The following is a 22,157-nucleotide window of genomic DNA, read 5'->3' on the forward strand; positions in this document are numbered from 1 at the left end:
ATGTCCGTATTCGGTTTGCAGCGCCTCTACATCGGCGGCGGTTACGTCGACGCCACGAGCGGCAAGACTTTCGACACCTTCGATCCCGCCACCGGCGAACTGCTCGCGCAGGTGCAGCAGGCTAGCGCGGCCGACGTCGACCGCGCGGTCGCGTCCGCCCAGGAAGGCCAGCGCGAATGGGCCGCGATGACCGCGATGCAGCGCTCGCGCATCCTGCGCCGCGCGGTCGACCTGCTGCGCGAGCGCAACGACGAGCTCGCCGCACTCGAAACGCGCGACACCGGCAAGCCGATCGGCGAGACGCTCGCGGTCGACATCGTCACCGGCGCGGACGTGATCGAGTACTACGCGGGCCTCGCGACCGCGATCGAAGGGCTGCAGGTGCCGCTGCGCGCCGAGTCGTTCGTCTATACGCGCCGCGAGCCGCTCGGCGTGTGCGCGGGCATCGGCGCGTGGAACTACCCGATCCAGATCGCCTGCTGGAAGACGGCGCCCGCGCTCGCGGCCGGCAACGCGATGGTGTTCAAGCCGAGCGAAGTCACGCCGCTGACCGCGCTGAAGCTCGCGGAAATCTATACGGAAGCCGGCGTGCCGGCCGGCGTGTTCAACGTCGTGCAGGGCGACGGCTCGGTCGGCGCGCTGCTGACGGGCCACCCGGACATCGCGAAGGTGTCGTTCACGGGCGGCGTCGAGACCGGCAAGAAGGTGATGTCGCTGGCCGGCGCGTCGTCGCTGAAGGAAGTGACGATGGAACTCGGCGGCAAGTCGCCGCTGATCGTGTTCGACGACGCCGACCTCGACCGCGCGGCCGACATCGCGGTCACCGCCAACTTCTTCAGCTCGGGCCAGGTCTGCACGAACGGCACGCGCGTGTTCGTACACCGCTCCGTCAAGGACGCATTCACGCAAAAGGTGCTCGAACGCGTGAAGCGCATCCGCGTCGGCAAGCCGACCGATGCCGCCACCAACTTCGGCCCGCTCGTGTCGGCCGCGCAACTCGACAAGGTGCTCGGCTTCATCGAAAGCGGCAAGGCCGAAGGCGCGAAGCTGCTCGCGGGCGGCACGCGCCTGACCGACGGCCACTTCGGCAGCGGCCAGTACGTCGCGCCGACCGTGTTCGGCGATTGCCGCGACGACATGAAGATCGTCCGCGAGGAAATCTTCGGGCCGGTGATGAGCATCCTCGATTTCGAATCGGAAGACGAAGTGATCGCCCGCGCGAACGACACGCACTACGGCCTTGCGGCCGGCGTCGTGACCGAGAACCTGTCGCGCGCGCACCGCACGATCCACCGCCTCGAAGCCGGCATCTGCTGGATCAACACGTGGGGCGAATCGCCGGCCGAGATGCCGGTTGGCGGATACAAGCAATCCGGTGTCGGACGCGAGAACGGCATCACGACGCTCGAGCACTACACTCGAATCAAGTCGGTGCAGGTCGAGCTCGGCCGCTACAACCCGGTATTTTGAGGATCACGAAAGGAGATTCACCGTCATGACGACACGCGAATACGACTACATCATCTGCGGCGCAGGCTCCGCGGGCAACGTGCTCGCAACGCGCCTGACGGAAGATCCGGACGTCACGGTGCTGCTGCTCGAAGCCGGTGGTCCCGACTACCGCTTCGACTTCCGCACGCAGATGCCGGCGGCGCTGGCCTACCCGCTGCAGGGCCGCCGCTACAACTGGGCGTACGAGACCGACCCCGAGCCGCACATGGACAACCGCCGGATGGAATGCGGCCGCGGCAAGGGGCTCGGCGGGTCGTCGCTGATCAACGGGATGTGCTACATCCGCGGCAACGCGCTCGACTACGACAACTGGTCGACGCACAAGGGCCTCGAGAACTGGACGTACCTCGACTGCCTGCCGTACTTCAAGAAAGCCGAGACGCGCGACGTCGGCCCGAACGACTATCACGGCGGCAACGGCCCCGTGTCCGTCACGACCAGCAAGCCGGGCGTGAATCCGCTGTTCGAGGCGATGGTCGACGCGGGCGTGCAGGCCGGCTATCCGCGCACCGACGACCTGAACGGTTACCAGCAGGAAGGCTTCGGGCCGATGGACCGCACCGTCACGCCGAAGGGCCGCCGCGCGAGCACCGCGCGCGGCTACCTCGACCAGGCAAGGGCGCGGCCGAACCTCGAGATCGTCACGCACGCGCTCGCGGACCGCGTCCTGTTCGACGGCAAGCGCGCGTCGGGCGTCACGTACCTGCGCGGCAGCGAGCGCGCGACCGCGCATGCGCGCCGCGAAGTGCTCGTGTGCAGCGGCGCGATCGCGTCGCCGCAGCTGCTGCAACGCTCGGGCGTCGGCCCCGGCGCATGGCTCAAGGCACTCGACATTCCCGTCGTGCTCGACCTGCCCGGCGTCGGCCAGAACCTGCAGGACCATCTGGAGATGTACATCCAGTACGAGTGCAAGGAGCCCGTCTCGCTGTACCCGGCGCTCAAGTGGTGGAACCAGCCGAAGATCGGCCTCGAATGGATGCTGAACGGCACGGGCCTCGGCGCGAGCAACCACTTCGAAGCGGGCGGCTTCATCCGCACGCGTGACGACGATCCCTGGCCGAACATCCAGTATCACTTCCTGCCGGTGGCGATCAACTACAACGGCTCGAACGCGATCGAGATGCACGGCTTCCAGGCGCACGTCGGCTCGATGCGCTCGCCGAGCCGCGGCCGCGTGAAGCTGCGCTCGCGCGACCCGAACGACCATCCGAGCATCCTGTTCAACTACATGGCCGAAGCGCTCGACTGGCGCGAGTTCCGCGATGCGATCCGCGCGACGCGCGAGATCATGCGCCAGCCCGCGCTCGACCGCTATCGCGGCCGCGAGCTGAACCCGGGTGCCGACTGCAAGAGCGACAAGGAACTCGACGCGTTCGTGCGCGCCCGCGCGGAAACCGCGTTCCATCCGTCGTGCTCGTGCAAGATGGGTTACGACGACATGGCGGTGGTCGATGAAGAAGGCCGCGTGCACGGGCTCGAGGGGCTGCGTGTGGTCGATGCGTCGATCATGCCGATCATCACGACCGGCAACCTGAACGCGCCGACGATCATGATCGCCGAGAAGATCGCCGACAAGATCCGCGGGCGCAAGCCGCTTGCGCGTGTGGATGTGCCTTACTTCGTTGCGAACGGCGCGATGGCGCGGAACGTCGCGAAGGCCGTGCGGCAGCCCGAGACGGTCTGACGACGGCGGGCGCACGGCCCGCTCTTCGATGGTGTCCTGACGAAACGCCGCCGACCGTGAGGGTCGGCGGCGTTTCGCTTTCATGCGTCAGCCGCTGTTCACCTCCCGCTTCAAACGCTCGACGTCGACGTTTTCCAGGTAGTTCGTGATGTTCCGCCAGATCGGATGGAACCCGTAGCCGCCGTGCTGCAGCTCGTCGAGCGCCTGCTCGCGCGTCCAGCCCTGGTACACCATCCGGTACAGCGCCGACACGAGGCCCGTGCGATCGGCGCCGTGCTGGCAGTGGATCAGCACCGGGCCGTCCTGGTCGGCCGTGCGTAGCGCCTTCAGCGCGGTGACCATGTCTTGGTCGCGGATGTCCCATGTGTTGATGCGGATGCGTTGCATCCTGATCTGCGTGCCGGCCAGGATGGTGTCGTCCGCATGAAACGAACGGAAGCTGATGACCTTGCGGATACCGAGCTTCTGCAGTTCGGGCACGTCCGCGCGCGACAGCTGCGCGCTGCGGTACAGCGTCGGCGTGATGCGATGCAGGTTGTTCACGTGCGCATCGACCACGCTCTGCGCCCACTTGATCGGCCGGGCGGACACCTCGGAGGCCGGGTCCGCGTGGGCTGGCTGCACGAGCCCGGCGAGCGCGACGGCGAGTGCGGCAATGACGGCGATTTTCATGTCGGGTCGGGGTTCAGTAAAATGCGCGCTTGCGCTCGCGGGAAACGATGAACAGCACGATCGCGGCCGCGCTCATGGTCCAGTAGTCGGTCGGCGCCACGCCCAGCCAGTGGACATGCCACGGCACGCTGGCCGGGTTGAAGCGGGCCAGGCCGTAGGCCGGATTCAGCACGAACCACAGGAAATCCTCGGTCAGCCAGAACACCATGATGCACGCGATGATCCGCGCCTCGATGCGCCACGACCACCGCCCGTTGAAGATCGGCGGCAGATGGAAGAACAGCGCGACGAACGGGAACACCCATGCGTGGTAGCCGGTCATCGGCCGCCCGCCCCAGAAGATGTCGAGCAGCCAGTGATGCTCGATGCGCCAGGTCGGCAGGTTCGCGGCCCAGCCTGCGCTGCCCTCGATCTGGATCTCGACGTTCGCGAAGAAGTACGCGAGCAGCATGACCCACGCGACGACGAACAGCGTATGGCGCGTCGGGATGAAACGCGCAACGCTCATGCGGCAGGCTCCAGGCCCAGCACGCGGTCGAGCACGAATCGGCCGGCCAGCGGCCGCCCGAGCGGCGCGAGACGGCGGCGCATGTCGTCGAGGCGCTCCGGCGCCTGCAGCAGCGCGCGGATCCGGTAGACGAGCGCATCGTCGTCGATGGCCTTCAGCGCGACACCCTGCTCGAGCAGGAAATCCGCGTTGCGCTCTTCCTGGCCCGGAATCGGCGAATTGACGATCATCGGCAACTGCATCGCGAGGCATTCGGACGTCGTCAGGCCGCCCGGCTTCGTGATCACGAGGTCGGCACAGGCCATCAGGCGTTCGACCTGCTGCGTGAAGCCCTGCGGAAAGAGCCGGCCCGAATGCCGCGCGGCGAGCGCCTGCAGCGACGCGAGCATCGCCTGGTTCTTGCCGGCCAGCGCGATCAGCTGGAAGTCGGCATCCATCTCGAGCAGCCGCGCGGCCAGCACGTCGAGCCCGCCGAGGCCCGCGCCGCCGGACATCATCAGGAACGTCCGGCGCGCGGGATCGAGGCCGAACTCCGCCGCGCAGGCCGCACGATCGAGCGGCTGGCCGAACGCCGGCATGATCGGGATGCCGCTCACGTGCACCGTTTCCGGCGCCATGCCGCGTGCATGCATGCGCCACGCGATCTCGTCGTTGGCCGCGAAGTAGCCGCGCATGTGCGGCACGACCCACATGCTGTGCAGGTCGAAATCGGTGACCTGCACCCACACAGGCGTGTCGATGCGCGCCTTGCGGATCTCGCGCGACAACAGCTCGGCCGGCAGGAAGTGCGTGCAGATGATCGCGTCCGGGCGCTGCCGCTCGATCTCCGCGAGCAGCTGGCGGCAGTTGAGCCGCTCGATCGCGCGGCGGATCTTCTGCGATGCCGCGGCCGGATCGGCTTCGTCGGTCTTCTGGTACAGATAGCCCCACAGTGCCGGCTGGCTGCTGACGAGCTTGATGTAGAGATCCGTGTACAGCTTGCGGAAGCCGGTGGACACGAAGTCCATCACGTCCAGGTGCGTGGCTTCGACGCCGGCCGGATGGTGATCGGCAAATGCGCGAATCGCCTCGGCCGCGCGGGTATGCCCGGCGCCGGCGCTGACGCTCAGGAGCAGGATTTTCTTGTTTTGCTTTGACATCTGACTGACCGTTTCGATGAAGGTGGTCCGGATGCGGGTTCGCGGCGGCGCTCTCACGCGGCGGCTGTTTGCGTCCGGCTTACAACAAGCTTGGCAGATCTTCGACGGTGCGGGCGGGCGGCTATATCGACGCGACCGCCGGCATCGTCTGCGGAATCATACTGCGTTCGGTCGGCGGTGCCCGGATCGGTCGTCGATCAGGCGATCAGGAAGGATAGATGGCGTGGACGGCGTGCCGCGCGGCCAGGGCGACGCACCAGCCGGCCGTGCCCCACGTGTTCCCCGAATCAGGGCGTTGCCACACCCCGCTTTCGCGTCCGCTTCCCGCGAACGATCGGATTCCATCGCGACGTCAGGCTCATTGCGCCGCGCAGACGTTCGAACGCGACGTCCTCCCGCTGCCCGAAGCGGCTGACCGCCGGCCACGCGAGCACGTGATCGAGCCAGCCCTGCCACTCGTCGCCATGAAAGCGGCGACCGACTTCCCGCACGGCGTCGGGTGCCGCGATCACGATGCCCGCCAGCAGGTAGTAGGCCCAGAAGCTGCCCGCGCCGACGAGCTGATCGAGCCGGCACACGGACAACGCCGCGAGCAGCCCGTCCACCGTCGAGAGATCGGCACGATTCGTGCGAATCGCCCGCGCAACGAGGTTGTGCTGATCGCCATACGCGGCAACAGAGGTCCCGTCGCCGGCGGCGAGCACGGCCGAGAACGTCGCGAGCGCCGCCATCTCGTCGATGCGCGATGCATCGTCGCGCGGCCCGCACACGCGCAGCACGAGCGCGTCGATGACGGCACCCGGCATGCCCGACGTTTCTCCACTCGCCGCCGCGACGACGGCCAGCCTGTCTCCCGGGTTCTTCGTAGGCGGCGCCTCGCCCTGCGCGCCCGTTTCATGTTCGGTACCTTCGCCGTCATCGCCCCCGTTGCATTTGATGCCGCCGGCAATCCTCTCGAGCGCGGCCCAGCCGACATCGGGGTCGTCGAATGCGCATGCATCGATCACGCCGTACGCGGTGTCGAACACGGCACGCGAACCGGGACAGCTGCGTTCGGCTTCGGCGAGTTGCTGCATCGAAGGCGCATGCGAGCACGCACCGAGCGGGTTGCTCAGGTCGCATGCGCAGATGCCGCCGTCCGATGCGATCCACGGCGCGAGCCGTGAAAGCATCGCTGTCGCTTCCCGGGACAGGGTCGCGCCGGCCCGCATGCGTATCGCGTGCGACGCGATGACGGTCGTGCCGCCGGCGTCACCCGCCTGCGCCGCGCAAGCGGCGGCGTCGAGTCGTTCGATCAGGTACTGCAGCCACGCGGCCGTGCGCAGCCGGTCAGGCGTCGCGCCGCGGGCATCTCCATACTTTGCTGGATCGGTAAGCATGGGTCTTCCGGGATAGTTCTGGCCAATTGGAATAGTTTTGTATCAATCGAATCGAATGGCGCGGCACGCCGCGCCATCCCTGCATGTCCACCCGGATCGGATCGCGACGCGGGCGGCCAGCCGGCCGTCGCGCCGATACGCGCGACGACACGAATGCAACTAAAAATGAAGAGTCCGCCATGCATATCGCACGGCCCTCGTGCGCAACGGGCACCTGTTTCGATTCGCGAGGCTCTTACTGCACGTGGAGCTTCGGCGTCGCCATGAGCGTGCCGGAAAACTTGCAATCCGGTGTCAGTTCAGCGCTGCTGAAAGTCATTGAGGAATTCGAATCGTTCCATTTCGCCACGATCTTGCTCGGCCCGCACGCTCCAAGCACCTTGAAGTCCACCTGAGCGTTGTTGACCGAAAGCTGTGTCGCGCTGTCCACCTGCCCTGTCCACGGCGAAGAGCCGCTGGCGCTGCCGCTGACCAGCTGACACACGCTGCCCCCGCTGAACTGCACCGACGCGATATTGACGATACCCGCCGGCGTAATCGTTCCATTGAACGTCGCGGTACAGTTCGCGATGATCTGCTTGATGGTAAGCGCTGTCAGCCCCGTCGCCGAAAACGGCTCACCGTTCGGATTCATCGGCTGGCCGTCCACGCGCGAAACGGTTACCGCAAATGCCGGCGCAGCCGAAACCGCGGTAAATGCCACTGCGGCAGCAAGCGATGCAATTCGACGAATTTTCATCTGTACGGCCCTCTCTCTTGATAGTTGGCGGCCTTACCCGAGAAACGCGACCGCTCCGCGGAATGAATCCGGCCGCCGCGCCGATACACGCGACGGCACGAACCCATCGAAACCGCGAATGCCCGCCGCGCATACCACACTGCCCTCGCGCGCGACGGGCACCCGCTTCGATCCACGATGCTTACTGCACGTGGAACTTCGGCGACGTCGTGACCGTGCCTGACACCGTGCAGTTAGGCGTCAGGACCGAGTTATTGAACGTCAGCGACGAGTTCGCATCGTTCCATGCCGTCACCACCTTGCTCGGGCCGCATGCGCCGAGCAGCGTGACGTTCACCTGCACGTTGTTGATCGACAACTGCGTCGTGCTGTCGGCCTGGCCCGTCCACGGCGACGTGCTGCTTGCCGTGCCGCTGATCAGACCGCACGTGGTACCGCCGGCAAACTGCGTCGAGGTGATGTTGACGATGCCGGTCGACGTGATCGTGCCGTTGAACGTCGCGTTACAGGTTGCACTGATCGCTCCCTTGCTGAGGTTGGTCAGCCCCGATACGGAGAACGGCTCGCCGTTCGGGTTCATCGGCTGGCCGTCGGCACGTGAAACGGTGACAGCGAAAGCAGGCGCGGCCGAAACCGCGGTGAAAGCCACTGCAGCAACAAGCGATACGATTTTGCGAATGCTCATTTGAACTGCCCCCTCTCTTCACAAATGGCGGCACGCCGCCAGGAACGCGACCGTCCGGCCGGAACGATCCGGCCAACCGGTCGCAGGAAGCCGCCGGCACGCGTCATGCGCGCCGGTCGGCTCAGAACTTGTAGGAAATCCCGACGAACGTGATCAGCGGGTCGGCCTTCAGCTTCGTGCGCGTGGTCGCGAGCGTTGAGCCGTCGGCCGCCTTGATCACGAGCGACGAGTAGGTCTTCAGCGGCATGTACGTCAGCGTCGCCGTCAGCCCCCAGTGCTTGTCGATCGCGTAACTCGCACCGACGTTGTAGACCGGCGTGAACGACGACGACGCCTTGCCTTCCACCGACGTCGCGCCCGGCTTGCCGGCGCCGGCCGCGAGCACGCTGCCGAGGTTCTCGTTGATGTCCTTCGCGAAGTTGCCGTTCAGTTCGATGTTGCTGAACCAGCTGTAGGCCACGCCGATCCCGACGAACGGGCGGAACTTCGCCGTCGGGGCATTGAAGTAGTACTGCAGGATGATCGTCGGGCTCCACTGCCGCGCGTTCTTCACGGCCGGCTGGTTCGCCGACTTGTCCATGTCGACGTTGCCCAGGGAGCCGGCCGGGCCAGGCGGCTTGATCACGCCATGGCCGGTCAGCGTGAATTCGGGCGGCACGCCGAGCACCGACGTCACCGCGATGTGGTCGGTGAAGAAGTGCGTGAGCGTGAGGCCGACCGTGTCGGCGTTGTTGACCGTCAGGCTCGTGCCCGGCGACGTGAACGAACCGGGCAGGCGCAGCGGCCCGTTGATCGGCATGCCCGCGAGATTCGTCGTCAGCCCGTTGGTCGAATCCTGCGGCATGATGTGCAGCCAGCCCAGCGTCGCGACGTTGTCGCCCGCCTGCTGGGCCGATGCGAGCGTCGACACGCCTGTGACGATACCCGCGACAATCAGCTTCTTCATGAAGTCTCCCCTCATTCTGTCGGGGCGCCGTGCATCTGCGCGCGGCGCCGCCGTGTCTCCATCCAGGCGTGCGTCACTGCACGAATGCGCCGACCGTGAAGTACGGGTTGCTCGTATCGTTCATGTCGAGGAACCCGAATACGCCGCCGGTGAACGCGAACTTGCCGGTTGCCGGCCCCGACGCCGCATCCGCATGCACGGTCGTCACGATGCCCGGCACCTTCTGCGTGTAGTCGAGGTTCAGCGCGCGCGTGAGCGCGGCCTGCGACGCGTTGAATGGATCGAGCAGCGTGGCCTGTGCGCCGACGAGCGCGGTCGCGCGGTAGTTGAACGCGCTGTCGACGCCCGTGTACTCGCCGTCCTGCGAGCCTTGCGTGATCGCCGTCTGCGGGCTCAGGAACGAGATGCCCGATTCGTCGTCCGCGCTCGGCGGGCCTTGCGTGAGGTCCGCGTTCGCAGCGCCGGTGCGGATGAAGATCGGCACGAGCTGGTTGCGCAGCTTGCCGACGATCAGGATCCCCTTGCCGGCCTTCGCCGGATCGAGCGCCGCGAGCGTCGGCGGAATCTGCGGCTGGTAGTTGAGCGACTGGAATGCCGGCGCGTCGGGACGCAGCGTGAACGGCTGGTTCACGGTCGCGCTCGATGCAAGCGGCTGCCCGCCGTTCTTCTTGCCGAAGTTGTCGGTCTCGACATAGCTGCCGTCCGCGTTGATCGTTACCTGCTGGTCGAGCGCCACCGGCTGGAAGCTCTGCGACGGCACCTGGTGATAGCCGAGCTGGTTGTACGTGCCGGCGATCTTCGTCAGGTCGGTTTCGAGCGACGAGAAGCTGATGAACGGGTAGTACGGGAACGTCGTCTGCGGAATCTTGCCGACGCCGATCACACCGTTGAACTGGATCGTCGCGCCCGGAATCGCGCCGCCCAGCACGCCTTCGCCGAGAAACAGCCGCGCGGGCCGGGTCGGGTCGAGACTCGCGTTCTGCATCCGGAACGTGCACTGGTTCAGCTTGACCGTCGGCAGCCCCGTTTCGTCGGCCAGCGTGCCGTCGACCACATTCGCGGGCGCCGTATCGCGCGTCGGCTGCACGGTGCCCGTGGTGGTCGGTACCGGCGAAGCGAGGTAGGTCATCCGGTACGTCATCTTCGTCGTGTCGAGCTGCACCTTCACGAGCTCGCCCGACCCCGACCCGCCGACGAACACCGTGTTGTAGTCGATCGTCTGCGGGCACAGCCGGACCACCGGCGCGGGCGGCGGGTCGCCATCTCCGCCGCATGCTGCCAGCACGGGCGCGAGCGACGCCGCGACCATCCATTTCTTCAAATTCATAGGAATCCTCTTGAAATTCGATTCGCCGGCAGCGACGCATGCGCCGCCGGTGTTACGTGTTCAATGCAGGGTTACTGGACGAACGCGCCGACCGTGAAGAACGGGTTGACCTGGCTGTTGTTGACGACCATCGCGTAGACATTGCCGGCCGTCACGACCCAGCCCGTATCGCCCTTCTTGAAGATCGCCACATTGCCGTTCGAGCCCTTCGCGTTGAAGTCCTGCGTGGCCGTGACCTTGATCTTGCCGGGCGTCGCCTGGGTGTAGTCGAGCCCGAACTGCGAGGTCACCGACGACGTCTGCGGATCGATGAAGGCCGCGGTGCTGCCCTGGAACAGCGTGGACGTGTAGTTCGCGGACATCGTCGATACCGCGGTGCCGTCGTTGCAACTACCCGCCTGCGCCAGGAAGAACGTGCCGTTGAAGCTACCGGGCAGATCCGGGTGCGGCACGTTGTTGTTGAAGCTCGGGCCCGAGTTGGCGATCGCGAAAGTCGCGGTGCTGGGCGCCACGATACCGCAGGCGGATGCGCTCGTTGCGCCGATGAAGCCGCCCTTCAACGAGTTGGCCGCGATGGCGGTCGTCGACGAGAGCATCGAGATCCCGACTTCGGCATCGGCGACCGATGCGAGCGCATTGCTCGAATCGACATGCGTGTAACCGACCCGAATCACGATCGGCACCCGCACACCGTTCAGCTTGCCGACGATCATGATCCCCTTCGCCTGGCTCGGCGTCGCGATCACGATGCCCGGCGCCTGCCCGGCCACCGGATACACGACCGTACCGAACTGGTTCGGCACCGCGTTGCTCACGAACACGTTGTCGGCCGAACCGTCCGCGTTCTTGCGCAATGTCCACGGCGATCCGGTAGTCTGGCACGAGTAATCGCTATTCGGCGTGATCGTGCACGAACCGTCCGCATTGAAGGTCTGGTTCCAGTTGACAACGTCGGGCTCCCAGCCCGCCGCCCCGGCACTGCTCTGGGCGCTGCCGCCGACAGGCGACAGGTGAATCCCCACTTCGTTGTAGTTGCCCGCGACCTGCGTGAAATCGGTTTCCGTTTGCGTGAAGCCGATGAACGGGTAGAAATCGAATGTGCGCGACGGCACGACGCCAAGCACGAAGCCCGGGAACGGTTCGATCCCGGCGAACGCGATCGTCGCCCCAGGAATCCCGCCGCCCACCACGCCATTGCCGACGAACAGCATCGGCGGATCCGCACGATTGATCGTCACCGCATACGTACCGTCGCTCGTTGCGCCGCTGTCGAGCACGAACGCGCATCGGTTCTGCTCGGCGGTCGGGAGCGTGGTCGGATGATGGAATGCGCCGCTGATCGTCAGGCCCGCGCGGGTATTGTTGACTTGCCCCGCCGACGTCGGCACCGACGATTCGAGGAACTGCATCTGATAGGTGAGCTTCGTCGTGTCGAATTTCACCTTCACGTACTCGCCGCTGCCGGCGCCGCCCGTATACGTCGTCGTGTAATCGAGCGCGTCAGGACACAGCTTCGTCACGACGGGCGGCGTCGTTTCGGCGCCGCTCGGCCCGCATGCGCTGCCCGAGCACTGCGGCACCTTGATCGGCCCCGGATCATCCCCGCCGCCGCAACCGGCGACGAACGGCAGCGCCAGTACCGCGCACGACAGGATCGCTTTCCGCCATTCAGGAATGCAAATCATCAACCCCTCCTTTTCAGGTACGACAAAGTCTCGTCCGGCCGGGCTGCATGGCCCGCCGGTTGGTATCGCGCCGCCGCACGAATGCGCAGCGCATGACGGTGCACGCAAGACGGCCGCGATGCCGGTCAGGCAGATGCGGCACATGCCGCTGCGGCAGGCAAGCGTGCTCCCGCAGCGCCGTCATGCGGCACGGCGCCGTCGGAACGATCGAAACGGAAAGTGGTTCGCCGCTACACGGCGAAGTGACGAGGCAGGCATGCGACCTGCGTCGCGCCTGCATTCAGCGAAAAATCGGGAAACGGCAGTCCGGCTGGCCCCGCGGATACGCGTCTCATGGTGTGGTCTCCATCCGTACGCTTGATTCGTTATCGTGATGCGTCGTTTGTCGAGACTATGATCGGACCATTCAAACAAGTAAATGGATGCAGAGTTCCAAACGAATGAAACCGCGCGATCCTAGCGTTTGTACGGTATTTAACAGATTTTCAAACAGCCTTCATTTTATTTGCTCAGACAAATACCGGACCCGTGGAACACGCGTTTGAACAGCGCAGGCCAATCCGCGCCGAGTCAGGCCTGCCGGCCTTCAGCGGCCCGCGCGCATGTTGCGGCGCAACCTCAAACGTCGATGATCGCGAGCGTGCCGTGGCTGCCGGGCAGCACCGCGTGGCGCGCGCCGGCATGCGCGAGATACATCTGCCCGGCGCCGACCACGACCGTTTCCGCTTCGACTTCGAGCATCAGCACGCCGTCGAGCACCAGCAGCCCCTCGTTGTAGTCGTGCACTTCCGCTTCGTACGGCTGCGCATCCATGCGCAGCACCTTGATCCGGGCCGGCCCGACCTCGCCGACGATCGTGGATTTCCAGGCGGCGGCCTGCGCGTCCGCCACGGACTTGAAATCGATCAAAGACATGCGCCCCGCTCCGTGAACGATGAAAGGAACGCATTATCGCGAGCGCGATGCGCGCCGTCCCGGTACGGCGCAACGGCGTTCGGGCAGCACAGTCGGCACGCCGCACGCGCGGAAACGCGGTCACGGCCCGATTCGCGGAAAATACCCCGAATTGTTCGTTTGATTCAAATAAAATCATCTTTCATTGCCAAATTCGCGCTTGACTCACGCAAATCCGGCACCGGCAACACCCGGCTTTTCCATCAGAATGCATTTCGATCTGCCGATTGCTAATATGGCGGTCCCGCGATCCCGCACCACCACGCCGTTCGATACGACGCCCGTTCGCCATGCCGTCCCCGGTCCCGGCCGCTTCCCAGCGGCGGCGGCACCGGGCACGCGCAGCGCACCGCGTCGCGCCGGCCGGCCGTGCCATCCGTGAGCATGCAACCGATCCTTTCCGTCTCCGATCTCTCCAAGACTTACGCGTCCGGCTTCCAGGCGCTGAAGCACGTGACCCTCGACATCCGCCCCGGCGAGATCTTCGCGCTGCTCGGGCCGAACGGCGCCGGCAAGACCACGCTGATCGGCTCGATCTGCGGCATCGTCACGCCGACCGAAGGCCGCGTGACGGTCGGCGGCCACGACATCCGCGATCAATACCGCGCGGCCCGCGAAATGATCGGCCTCGTGCCGCAGGAGCTGACCACCGACGCGTTCGAGACCGTCTGGGCGACCGTGTCGTTCAGCCGCGGGCTGTTCGGCAAGGCGCCCGATCCTGCGTACATCGAGAAGACGCTGAAGGCGCTGTCGCTATGGGACAAGCGCGACAACAAGCTGATGACGCTGTCGGGCGGCATGAAGCGCCGCGTGATGATCGCGAAAGCGCTGTCGCACGAGCCGCGCATCCTGTTCCTCGACGAGCCGACGGCCGGCGTCGACGTCGAGTTGCGCCGCGACATGTGGAAGCTCGTCGATTCGCTGCGCGAAAGCGGCGTGACGATCCTGCTGACCACGCACTACATCGAGGAAGCCGAGGAGATGGCCGACCGGATCGGCATCATCCTCGGCGGCGAGCTCGTGCTCGTCGAGGAGAAGCGCGAGCTGATGCGCAAGCTCGGCAAGAAGCAGCTGACCGTGCAGCTCGAGCACCCGCTCGCGGACGTGCCGCCCGCGCTCGTGCCGTTCGGGCTCGAACGCGCGGACGACGGCGCCGCGCTCGTCTACACGTACGACTCGCAGCGCGACGACGCGAGCATCGCGAAGCTGATCAACGCGCTCGGCTCGGCCGGCATCGGCTTCCGCGACCTGCACACGACGCAGAGCTCGCTCGAAGACATCTTCGTCAGCCTGATCGACAACCGCCGCAACGGCGTGCAAGGAGCCTGACCCATGAACTGGCATGGAATCCGCGCGATCTACCGCGCAGAAATGGCCCGCACGCGCCGCACGCTGATGCAGAGCATCATCGCGCCGGTGATTTCGACGTCGCTGTATTTCGTCGTGTTCGGCTCCGCGATCGGCTCGCGCATCAGCGACGTGAACGGCATCGGCTACGGATCGTTCATCGTGCCGGGCCTCGTGATGCTGTCGCTGCTGTCGCAGAGCATCTCGAACGCGTCGTTCGGCATCTACTTCCCGCGCTTCACGGGCACGATCTACGAGATCCTGTCCGCGCCCGTGTCGTACTGGGAGATCGTGATCGCCTACGTCGGCGCGGCCGCGTCGAAGTCGATGCTGCTCGGCGTGATCATCCTCGCCACGGCCGGCCTGTTCGTGCCGCTGCACATCCTGCATCCGTTCTGGATGGTGCTGTTCCTGGTGCTGACGGCGATCACGTTCAGCCTGTTCGGCTTCGTGATCGGCATCTGGGCCGACAGCTTCGAGAAGCTGCAGCTCGTGCCGCTGTTGATCATCACGCCGCTCACGTTCCTCGGCGGCAGCTTCTATTCGGTCGACATGCTGCCGCCCGCGTGGCGCGTGATCACGCTGTTCAACCCGATCGTCTACCTGATCAGCGGCTTCCGCTGGTCGTTCTACGGGCTCGCCGACGTGCACGTGTGGATCAGCCTCGCCGCGACCGGGCTGTTCCTCGTGATCCTGCTCGCGATCGTCGCGTGGATGTTCCGCACCGGCTACAAGCTGAAGAACTGACGTGGCACGCGCCGCCCGCCGATGACGCATTTGGGCAAGCAGGCGGCGTTTTTCCTCTGATGCGGCAGTTTGTGGTCGCGTCTACTGAATGTGAAGCATCGGGGCCCTGGAGCATGCGCTGCGCGGCCCCTTTTTCATTTCAGAGGACGCCATGCCCGCCGCCACCGCTCCCGCCTCCGCCGCTGCCCGGCTCGAACGCCTGCCGTTCTCCGGCTATCACAAGCGCATCTTCTTCATCATCGCGATCGCGTTCTTCTTCGACTCGGTCGACCTCGGCACGATGACGTTCGTGCTCGGCTCGATCCGCAAGGAGTTCGGACTGTCGACCGCGGCCGCCGGCCTCGTCGCGAGCGCGAGCTTCTTCGGGATGGTGCTCGGCGCGGCCGTGGCCGGCCTGCTCGCCGACCGCTTCGGCCGCCGGCCCGTGTTCCAGTGGAGCATGGTGCTGTGGGGCGCCGCGTCGTACCTGTGCTCGACCGCGCAGAGCGTCGACGCGCTGATCGTCTACCGCGTGCTGCTCGGCATCGGGATGGGGATGGAGTTCCCGGTCGCGCAGACGCTGCTGTCCGAGTTCGTGCCAACCGAGAAGCGCGGCCGCCTGATCGCGCTGATGGACGGTTTCTGGCCGCTCGGCTTCATCACGGCCGGCATCGTCGCCTACTTCGTGCTGCCGCAGTTCGGCTGGCGCACCGTATTCGCGCTGCTCGCGATTCCCGCGGTGTTCGTGCTCGTCGTGCGCCGCATCGTGCCCGAATCGCCGCGCTGGCTGGAACATGCGGGCCGGCACGCGGAAGCCGATACGGTGATGCACACGATCGAGGCGAAGGTGATGCGCTCGGCCGGCGTCACGACGCTGCCGCCGCCGTCGCGGCTCGCGGAGCCGGTCGCGGCACGCGGCCACGGCGCGCTGCGCGAGATCTGGAGCGGCGTGTACCGCCGTCGCACGGTGATGGTTTGGCTGCTGTGGTTCTTCGCACTGCTCGGCTTCTACGGCCTCACGTCATGGCTCGGCGCGCTGCTGCAGCAAGCGGGCTTCGAGGTCACGAAATCGGTGTTCTACACGGTGCTGATCTCGCTCGGCGGCGTGCCGGGCTTCCTGTGCGCCGCGTGGCTCGTCGAACGCTGGGGGCGCAAGCCGACCTGCATCGCGTCGCTGATCGGCGGCGGCGCGATGGCGTATGCGTACGGCCAGAGCGCGCTGTACGGCGGCAGCACGACGCTGCTGATCGTCACGGGCCTCGCGATGCAGTTCTTCCTGTTCGGGATGTGGGCCGCGCTGTACACGTACACGCCCGAGCTGTACGGCACCGGCGCGCGCGCGACGGGGTCGGGCTTCGCGTCGGCGATCGGGCGCATCGGCTCGCTGATCGGGCCTTACGTGGTCGGTGTCGTGCTGCCGGTGTTCGGCCAGGGCGGCGTGTTCACGCTCGGCGCGCTGTCGTTCATCGCGGCGGCGATCGCCGTGTGGACGCTCGGGATCGAGACGAAGGGCCTCGCGCTGGAACAACTGGCGGCAGGCGACGAGACGGGCGGCAACGGCCGGTATCCGGCGGCGGCAGCGGACAAGCTGTCCTGACCGGCGGAAGTCACTTGCAGGCCGGGACGGCGTTCAGCGCCGTTCCAGGCCGCTGCGCATCCTGCCGATGCGCGGCCGGCCGATCATGCACGACATCCCGCGCGTGCTCGACGGTGCGATCGCACGCCGCGAAGCCGCCGTCGCGCAAGCCGCGGCGGCGGCTATCCAATGGTGGCTCAGCCGGTGCCGGTCAGGCGCCGGCGACGACGAACTCTTCGGCCGCCTTGCGCTGGACCGCGGCCATCACGGCCAGTTCGCGCTTGCTGCGCGCGTCGCCGGACACGACACCCGTCGCATGCTTCGCCTTCGCGCCCAGCGGGAAAAACACAAACGACGCGCCGGCCGGCGCTGCCGGTTCCGCACGCAGCCGTTTGTTCAGGATTTTCAGGTACTTCTTCTTCGAGACTTCCTTAGCAGCCATGGCACCCTCCGCGTCAACGTGGTGAGGATCAGCATACCAGTTTTGGCGGCGCGCTCCGCGGCGGCGCCCGCCGGCTCGCCCGTCACCGAAAATTCTTCGCGCGTGCTGTCGATTCGCGCCATTCCCGCGCGTCGTGTTGTCGTAACCGGTCGTTTTGCCGTCGCGACGGCCGACGGTTCCCCCCGATTCATTATTCAGGAGATACGACAATGCGCGTCATGGTCATCGTCAAAGCCACCGCCGAGTCCGAATCCGGCCGGATGCCGGACACCCAATGCATGGCCGAAATGGGCCGTTTCAACGAAGCGCTGGCGGAAGCCGGCATCCTGCTCGCGGCTGATGGCTTGCACCCGAGCATGCGCGGCAAGCGCGTCCATTTTTCCGGCGAGAACCGCTCCGTCATCGACGGTCCGTTCGCCGAAACGAAGGAACTCATCGCCGGCTACTGGCTGTGGCAGGTGAAATCGATGGAAGAAGCCGTCGAATGGGTGAAGCGCTGCCCGAACCCGATGCCGGTCGACTCCGACATCGAAATCCGCCCGCTGTTCGAGGCCGAGGATTTCAGCCCGGCATTCACGGCCGAACTGCAGGCGCAGAAGGCGCGGCTGAGCGCGCAAGCCGACACGCGGCAGAAGCCTTGAGCGGTGGGCAAAAGCAAGCCGCGCGCGCCCGGACGAACCGGTTGACGAGCGCCAGTTTAGTAACGTATCGTTTTGATACGTTACCAAGCGCCACCCATTCGTCATGCATTCCCGTTTCGACCGTTTCCGCACGACCGCGCTCGGCGTCCAGCTCGAAGCACTGATCGAACAGCCCGAGCGCTATCTCGAGTTCGCGGCGCTGTCGCGCGTCGGCGTCGCCGCGATCGGCGCGATCCAGGACGAGATCGCGCGCACGTTCCCCGAAATCGAAGCCGACACGACGGCCCGCCAGTTCTGCGGCGCGATGGTCGCGGAAGTCATGCGCCGCCACGGCCACGAGGTCGTGCAGGCGCGCGGGCGGCTCGGCGGTGCGCTGTTCAGCTATGGCGCGGTGTTCAGTGCATTTCCGCATCGGCTGCCATTCGCCGATGTCGTCGCCGCGCTGGCGCGCATGCCCGAGAGGCTCGCCGCCTACGCCGCGCACGTACCGGCCGCGCTGGCCACGCGCCGCCCGGCCGGCACCGGCTTCTCGCTCGTCGAGCATGCGTGCCATTTGCGCGACCTCGATGCGGTATTCGCCGAACGCATCGACACCGTGCGCACGGCCGAGCTGCCCGTGATCGACTCGATCGACGGCACCGCGCTCGCCGCGCAGCGCGACTACCTTGCGCAGCCGCTCGCGTCTGCCGTCGACGCATTCCGCGCGTGCCGCGCCGCGCTATGCGCCACCGCCGCCGCACTGGACCCGTCGCAGCTCGCACGTTGCGGGCTGCGCGACGGCATCCGCCGCATGTCGCTCGACGAACTCGTACGCGAACTGCTCGACCACGACCGCACGCACGTGCTCGAACTCGACGAACTGCTCGCCGAACTCGAATTGCCGCCGCTTCCTTCAGCCCACGCCGAATGACCCTGCCCACGCCCGTCATCTTCATCCACGGTTTCATCGGCACGTTCGACGTGCGCGGCTGGAGCGGCCCGCATCTCGCGCCCGACCTGCTCGGCTACGGCGCGCATCGCGCGGCGCCGTTCGACACGATCACGCTCGCCGCACAGGTCGAACATGTGCGGCAAACCGTCGACGCGCACTTCGGCGCGCGGCCGGTCGATATCGTCGGCCACTCGGTCGGCGGCGCGGTCGCGATGCTGTTCGCGCATGCCCACCCTGAGCGCGTGCGGCACGTCGTTAACGTCGAAGGCAACTTCACGCTCGACGATGCGTTCTGGTCGGCCTCGGTCGGCCGCATGACACCCGGCGAAGCCGACGCGATGCTCGACGGCTTGCGCGCCGCCCCGCTCGACTGGCTGCGCGGCGCGATCGACGCGCCGTCGCCGGGCCAGCTCGACGACGCACGCCGCTGGCTCGCGCATCAGCCGGCATCGACGCTGCGCGCGATGGGCCGCTCGGTCGTCGCGACGACCGGCGAACCGGGCTACCTGCAGGCACTCGCGCAAGTCTTCGAGCGCCACCCTGTCTGGCTGATCGCCGGCGAACGCTCGCGTGCCGGCTGGCACGTGCCCGACCGGGCACTCGCGCGCTGCGCCGGCTTCGAGACGATCGCAGGCTGCGGGCACCTGATCGCGACCGAACGGCCCGATGCGTTTCGCGCCGCCATCGAGCGCATCGTATGCAAGCCGCCTGCCTGACAACCCGTAGGATTCGCCGAAATATGGTTGAAAGGCGCGGTTGCTAGAGTCGTCGGAACAGGGTTTTCCCGGCGTCCGGCGCCGGACTGGGTCGACACATGCACGGATCGATGCACCTGGCACGTACTTTCTGGCTGCTTCTGCTGCTGGCCGTCGCGAGCCCTGCCTTCGCGTTTCATGCGCGGGTCGTCGCGATCCCGAGCGCCGCAATGAGCGAGACGCTGAAGGCGACGGTCGTGCTGCCCGACGATTACGCGCGCGGCAACCGCGGCGACGAACGCTATCCGGTCGTCTATCTGCTGCACGGCTCGGGCGGCGACCATACCGACTGGACGTCGAACACGCGCATCGCCGCGCTCGCCGACCGCTATCACGTGATCCTCGTGATGCCTGACGGTGGGCACGAAAGCTGGTACATCGACAGCCCGTTCGATTCGGGCAGCCGCTACGAAACCTTCATCGGCGATGAAGTCGTGTCCTACGTCGATCTGCACTTCCGCACGATCGCGACGCAGCACGCGCGCGCGATCACCGGGCTCAGCATGGGCGGCTTCGGCGCACTGCGCATCGCGCTCGACCGGCCCGACACGTTCGGCGCGGTCGGCAGCATCAGCGGCGCGGTCGATCCGCGCTGCTGCACGGACGAGCCCGGCATCGCCCACGTGTTCGGCGATCCCGACCGTCATCCGTCGTTCTGGAACCGCAACGTGATCGTCGAAAGCGCGCGCGCGTTCGTGCGTGCGCATCTCGACCTGACGATCGATTGCGGCCGCGACGATTCGTTCGTCGGCTCGAACCGCACGCTTCACGAACGGCTTCTCGCGCTCGGCGTGCCGCACGACTACACGGAACGCCCCGGCGGTCATACGTGGGATTACTGGGCGAACGCGATCCGCTACCAGATGCGGTTCTTCGCGACGTCGTTCCAGCATCGCGGCTACGCATACCGTGCCGCACCTTCCGCACCGGACATGACGCGCGCAGGCTGATGCGCGTCCAAGGCGGCTTCGGGCATCGGGCCGAAGGCGGCAAGGTCTGACGTCGAAAATCGAAACAGGACAATGAACCGGCATGCCGGGCATGCGTACCCGGCAAGAAGATGAACGCGCGCCGCCAGACGCGCGAAAAAGCGGAACGACGAATCGGTCAGTTGCCGTGCGTAGCGCCTGCGCCGACGACGCGATCGAAGAATTCCTGCGCACGCGCCAGCTCGTCGAGTGCGCGATCGAGCCGCGACATCGCGCGTGCGTATTCGGCCGACGAGCCGTCGTCGTCGCTTTCGCCGCGGACCGCGCGAAACGCCTGATCGACGTTGCGCGTGGCTTCGACGAAGCGCTGTGCGGCCTGCGCTTCCCGCGAACAGATGTGGGTCGACATCGACACTCCTCCCTCAGGATTGCAGTGTGAAGCACGCCGACGCTCAGTGTGCGTGGCGCGCATGTCGGCGGCGTGAACCACGACCCATCGAGTGTCGACGCATCGGCCGCCGCGCGGCGCGCTTCGTGCCGATTGTCCCTCCGCGCTCGCCGATCCGCTACGGCGAGATTGCAACAAATTCTTGCGCGACCTGCGTCGCGCGGTTCATCACGCGCGCCCGATGCGTGGATGCGCAAGCCCCGCGAATGCAGCCGCCTCGCCCGGCGACAGGTCGAACAGGTCGCCGGTGCGATCGCGCGGATGCTCGGCCGCCGGCCGGTTGCGCAAGCGCGCGACATGCGTGGGCGCAACATACGCGGCCGCCGTTTCGATCGGCGGCATGTCGAACAGATCGCGCGTGACGCCGCGCACGGCGTCGGTCGGCGACCGGCCGCGCAGGCGCGCGACGAGTTCGACGAAGCGATCGAAATCGCCTGCACGCGTGGCCTTGTTCACTTCCGCGAGATCGCGCGCCTTCAGTACACACGGCTGCGCGAGCCGCACGAAATACGGTGCTTCGAGCTCGACCGACAGCGCGAGCGGATAGCTCTTGCCCGTCTGCTCCTTCGCGCGCCCGACGCAATCGACCACGGCCGCACCTTGTGCGGCGCCGAGCGGCTTGCCGGTGCTCACGCTGCGCAGATGATCGGGAAACACGCGCAACTGCGTGCCGACCGTCAGCGCGGTGGATGACGCACACACGAGTGCGTAGTGCTGTTCGCGACGCCGGCCCGACGGCAACGTCGCGCGGCTGGCGATGAACGTATGCGGCGGCAACGGCCGCACCTGCCCGCTCGCGTCGACCCACGCGTTCCACAACAGCGCGTCCTTGCGCTCGCCTGCGCGCGGGCGCGATGCGACCGGCGAAAACAACGCGAGCAGCGAGCCCGTGCGATGCGCGGCGACTTGCGCGCTGCTGCCGAGCGGCTGGTTGATGCCCCACAGAAAACGCCCGCCCCCGAGCCTGCGTTCCCATTCCTTGCGGAGCACGACGGTCGGCAGTTCCTCGCCGGACTCGGTACCGATCTTGGTCCAGCAGAACGTGGGTGGGAGGTGTTTCAGTGTCATCAACTTTCTCGGGATACAGCCTCGCCGGTGACAGCAAGCCCATTCAACAGCCGTAACTGTATAG

22 protein-coding genes are annotated in these 22,157 nt (G+C 66.5%); 9 read left to right on the forward strand and 13 right to left on the reverse strand.

Going from position 1 to position 22,157, the window contains the following annotated elements:
- Together betB and betA are read left to right on the forward strand one after the other, a co-directional pair.
- Positions 1-1,470 (forward strand): betaine-aldehyde dehydrogenase, encoded by a 1,470-nt coding sequence (gene betB, locus DIE03_RS26470; RefSeq protein WP_124455259.1) that lies wholly within the window; start codon positions 1-3, stop codon positions 1,468-1,470.
- Positions 1,471-1,495: 25 nt separating this feature from the next.
- Positions 1,496-3,196, forward strand: a complete 1,701-nt coding sequence (betA, locus tag DIE03_RS26475) for a choline dehydrogenase (protein ID WP_124455260.1) — start codon at positions 1,496-1,498, stop codon at positions 3,194-3,196.
- Positions 3,197-3,283: 87 nt separating this feature from the next.
- Here betA and DIE03_RS26480 read toward each other — a convergent pair whose 3' ends face one another.
- The 10 genes from DIE03_RS26480 to DIE03_RS26525 form a co-directional block, all read right to left on the reverse strand.
- Positions 3,284-3,868: a dual specificity protein phosphatase family protein gene (locus tag DIE03_RS26480; RefSeq protein ID WP_124455261.1), complete on the reverse strand. Its 585-nt coding sequence runs from the start codon at positions 3,866-3,868 to the stop codon at positions 3,284-3,286.
- A gap of 13 nt (positions 3,869-3,881) precedes the next feature.
- A complete protein-coding gene (locus tag DIE03_RS26485) occupies positions 3,882-4,376 on the reverse strand; it encodes a hypothetical protein (RefSeq protein WP_124455262.1) in 495 nt (164 codons plus the stop codon).
- The gene (locus tag DIE03_RS26490) at positions 4,373-5,515 is read right to left on the reverse strand and encodes an MGDG synthase family glycosyltransferase (RefSeq protein WP_124455263.1); all 1,143 of its coding nucleotides are present in this window, start codon (positions 5,513-5,515) and stop codon (positions 4,373-4,375) included. Before DIE03_RS26490 ends, DIE03_RS26485 begins: the two co-directional genes overlap by 4 nt.
- A gap of 287 nt (positions 5,516-5,802) precedes the next feature.
- Positions 5,803-6,894 carry a hypothetical protein gene (locus DIE03_RS26495; protein ID WP_124455264.1) on the reverse strand — a complete coding sequence of 364 codons (1,092 nt, stop codon included), beginning with the start codon at positions 6,892-6,894 and terminating at the stop codon, positions 5,803-5,805.
- 235 nt (positions 6,895-7,129) lie between these two features.
- Positions 7,130-7,633 carry an activator protein gene (locus DIE03_RS26500; RefSeq protein WP_124455265.1) on the reverse strand — a complete coding sequence of 168 codons (504 nt, stop codon included), beginning with the start codon at positions 7,631-7,633 and terminating at the stop codon, positions 7,130-7,132.
- Between the two features lie 181 nt (positions 7,634-7,814).
- Positions 7,815-8,318, reverse strand: coding sequence for an activator protein (locus DIE03_RS26505; protein ID WP_124455266.1), 504 nt, complete (start codon positions 8,316-8,318; stop codon positions 7,815-7,817).
- A 121-nt stretch (positions 8,319-8,439) separates the two neighbouring features.
- Positions 8,440-9,264, reverse strand: coding sequence for an OmpW family protein (locus DIE03_RS26510; RefSeq protein WP_124455267.1), 825 nt, complete (start codon positions 9,262-9,264; stop codon positions 8,440-8,442).
- 73 nt (positions 9,265-9,337) lie between these two features.
- Positions 9,338-10,591 (reverse strand): DUF2957 domain-containing protein, encoded by a 1,254-nt coding sequence (locus DIE03_RS26515; RefSeq protein ID WP_124455268.1) that lies wholly within the window; start codon positions 10,589-10,591, stop codon positions 9,338-9,340.
- 71 nt (positions 10,592-10,662) lie between these two features.
- Positions 10,663-12,276 (reverse strand): DUF2957 domain-containing protein, encoded by a 1,614-nt coding sequence (locus tag DIE03_RS26520; protein WP_124455269.1) that lies wholly within the window; start codon positions 12,274-12,276, stop codon positions 10,663-10,665.
- Positions 12,277-12,894: 618 nt separating this feature from the next.
- Positions 12,895-13,191, reverse strand: coding sequence for a cupin domain-containing protein (locus DIE03_RS26525; RefSeq protein ID WP_124455270.1), 297 nt, complete (start codon positions 13,189-13,191; stop codon positions 12,895-12,897).
- Between the two features lie 423 nt (positions 13,192-13,614).
- Between DIE03_RS26525 and DIE03_RS26535 the strand changes: the two genes are divergently transcribed.
- The 3 genes from DIE03_RS26535 to DIE03_RS26545 all read left to right on the forward strand — a co-directional run bounded on the left by DIE03_RS26535 (position 13,615) and on the right by DIE03_RS26545 (position 16,900).
- Positions 13,615-14,559, forward strand: a complete 945-nt coding sequence (locus DIE03_RS26535; RefSeq protein ID WP_124455271.1) for an ABC transporter ATP-binding protein — start codon at positions 13,615-13,617, stop codon at positions 14,557-14,559.
- Between the two features lie 3 nt (positions 14,560-14,562).
- Positions 14,563-15,324, forward strand: a complete 762-nt coding sequence (locus tag DIE03_RS26540; RefSeq protein WP_059239178.1) for an ABC transporter permease — start codon at positions 14,563-14,565, stop codon at positions 15,322-15,324.
- Between the two features lie 151 nt (positions 15,325-15,475).
- Positions 15,476-16,900 (forward strand): MFS transporter, encoded by a 1,425-nt coding sequence (locus DIE03_RS26545; RefSeq protein WP_124455272.1) that lies wholly within the window; start codon positions 15,476-15,478, stop codon positions 16,898-16,900.
- 190 nt (positions 16,901-17,090) lie between these two features.
- Here the strand turns inward: DIE03_RS26545 and DIE03_RS26550 are convergent, their stop codons facing one another.
- Positions 17,091-17,321 (reverse strand): hypothetical protein, encoded by a 231-nt coding sequence (locus tag DIE03_RS26550; RefSeq protein WP_012339508.1) that lies wholly within the window; start codon positions 17,319-17,321, stop codon positions 17,091-17,093.
- Positions 17,322-17,530: 209 nt separating this feature from the next.
- On the opposite strand from DIE03_RS26550, the gene DIE03_RS26555 reads away from it, so the two are divergent.
- The 4 genes from DIE03_RS26555 to DIE03_RS26570 all read left to right on the forward strand — a co-directional run bounded on the left by DIE03_RS26555 (position 17,531) and on the right by DIE03_RS26570 (position 20,598).
- The gene (locus DIE03_RS26555; protein WP_124455273.1) at positions 17,531-17,962 is read left to right on the forward strand and encodes a YciI family protein; all 432 of its coding nucleotides are present in this window, start codon (positions 17,531-17,533) and stop codon (positions 17,960-17,962) included.
- Positions 17,963-18,065: 103 nt separating this feature from the next.
- Complete coding sequence (locus DIE03_RS26560; protein ID WP_124455274.1) at positions 18,066-18,872, forward strand: DinB family protein; 807 nt, start codon at positions 18,066-18,068, stop codon at positions 18,870-18,872.
- Entirely contained in the window at positions 18,869-19,609 is a 741-nt protein-coding gene (locus DIE03_RS26565) for an alpha/beta fold hydrolase (RefSeq protein WP_124455275.1), read from the forward strand. The genes DIE03_RS26560 and DIE03_RS26565 overlap by 4 nt, the downstream gene beginning before the upstream one ends.
- 110 nt (positions 19,610-19,719) lie before the next feature.
- Positions 19,720-20,598: an alpha/beta hydrolase family protein gene (locus DIE03_RS26570; RefSeq protein WP_185658225.1), complete on the forward strand. Its 879-nt coding sequence runs from the start codon at positions 19,720-19,722 to the stop codon at positions 20,596-20,598.
- A gap of 157 nt (positions 20,599-20,755) precedes the next feature.
- Here DIE03_RS26570 and DIE03_RS26575 read toward each other — a convergent pair whose 3' ends face one another.
- Together DIE03_RS26575 and DIE03_RS26580 are read right to left on the reverse strand one after the other, a co-directional pair.
- A complete protein-coding gene (locus DIE03_RS26575; RefSeq protein ID WP_124455277.1) occupies positions 20,756-20,986 on the reverse strand; it encodes a hypothetical protein in 231 nt (76 codons plus the stop codon).
- Positions 20,987-21,193: 207 nt separating this feature from the next.
- The gene (locus tag DIE03_RS26580) at positions 21,194-22,093 is read right to left on the reverse strand and encodes a hypothetical protein (RefSeq protein ID WP_124455278.1); all 900 of its coding nucleotides are present in this window, start codon (positions 22,091-22,093) and stop codon (positions 21,194-21,196) included.
- Between the last annotated feature and the right edge of the window lie 64 nt (positions 22,094-22,157).

This window comes from Burkholderia sp. Bp8992 (genome assembly GCF_003853705.1).
Lineage (GTDB): Bacteria > Pseudomonadota > Gammaproteobacteria > Burkholderiales > Burkholderiaceae > Burkholderia.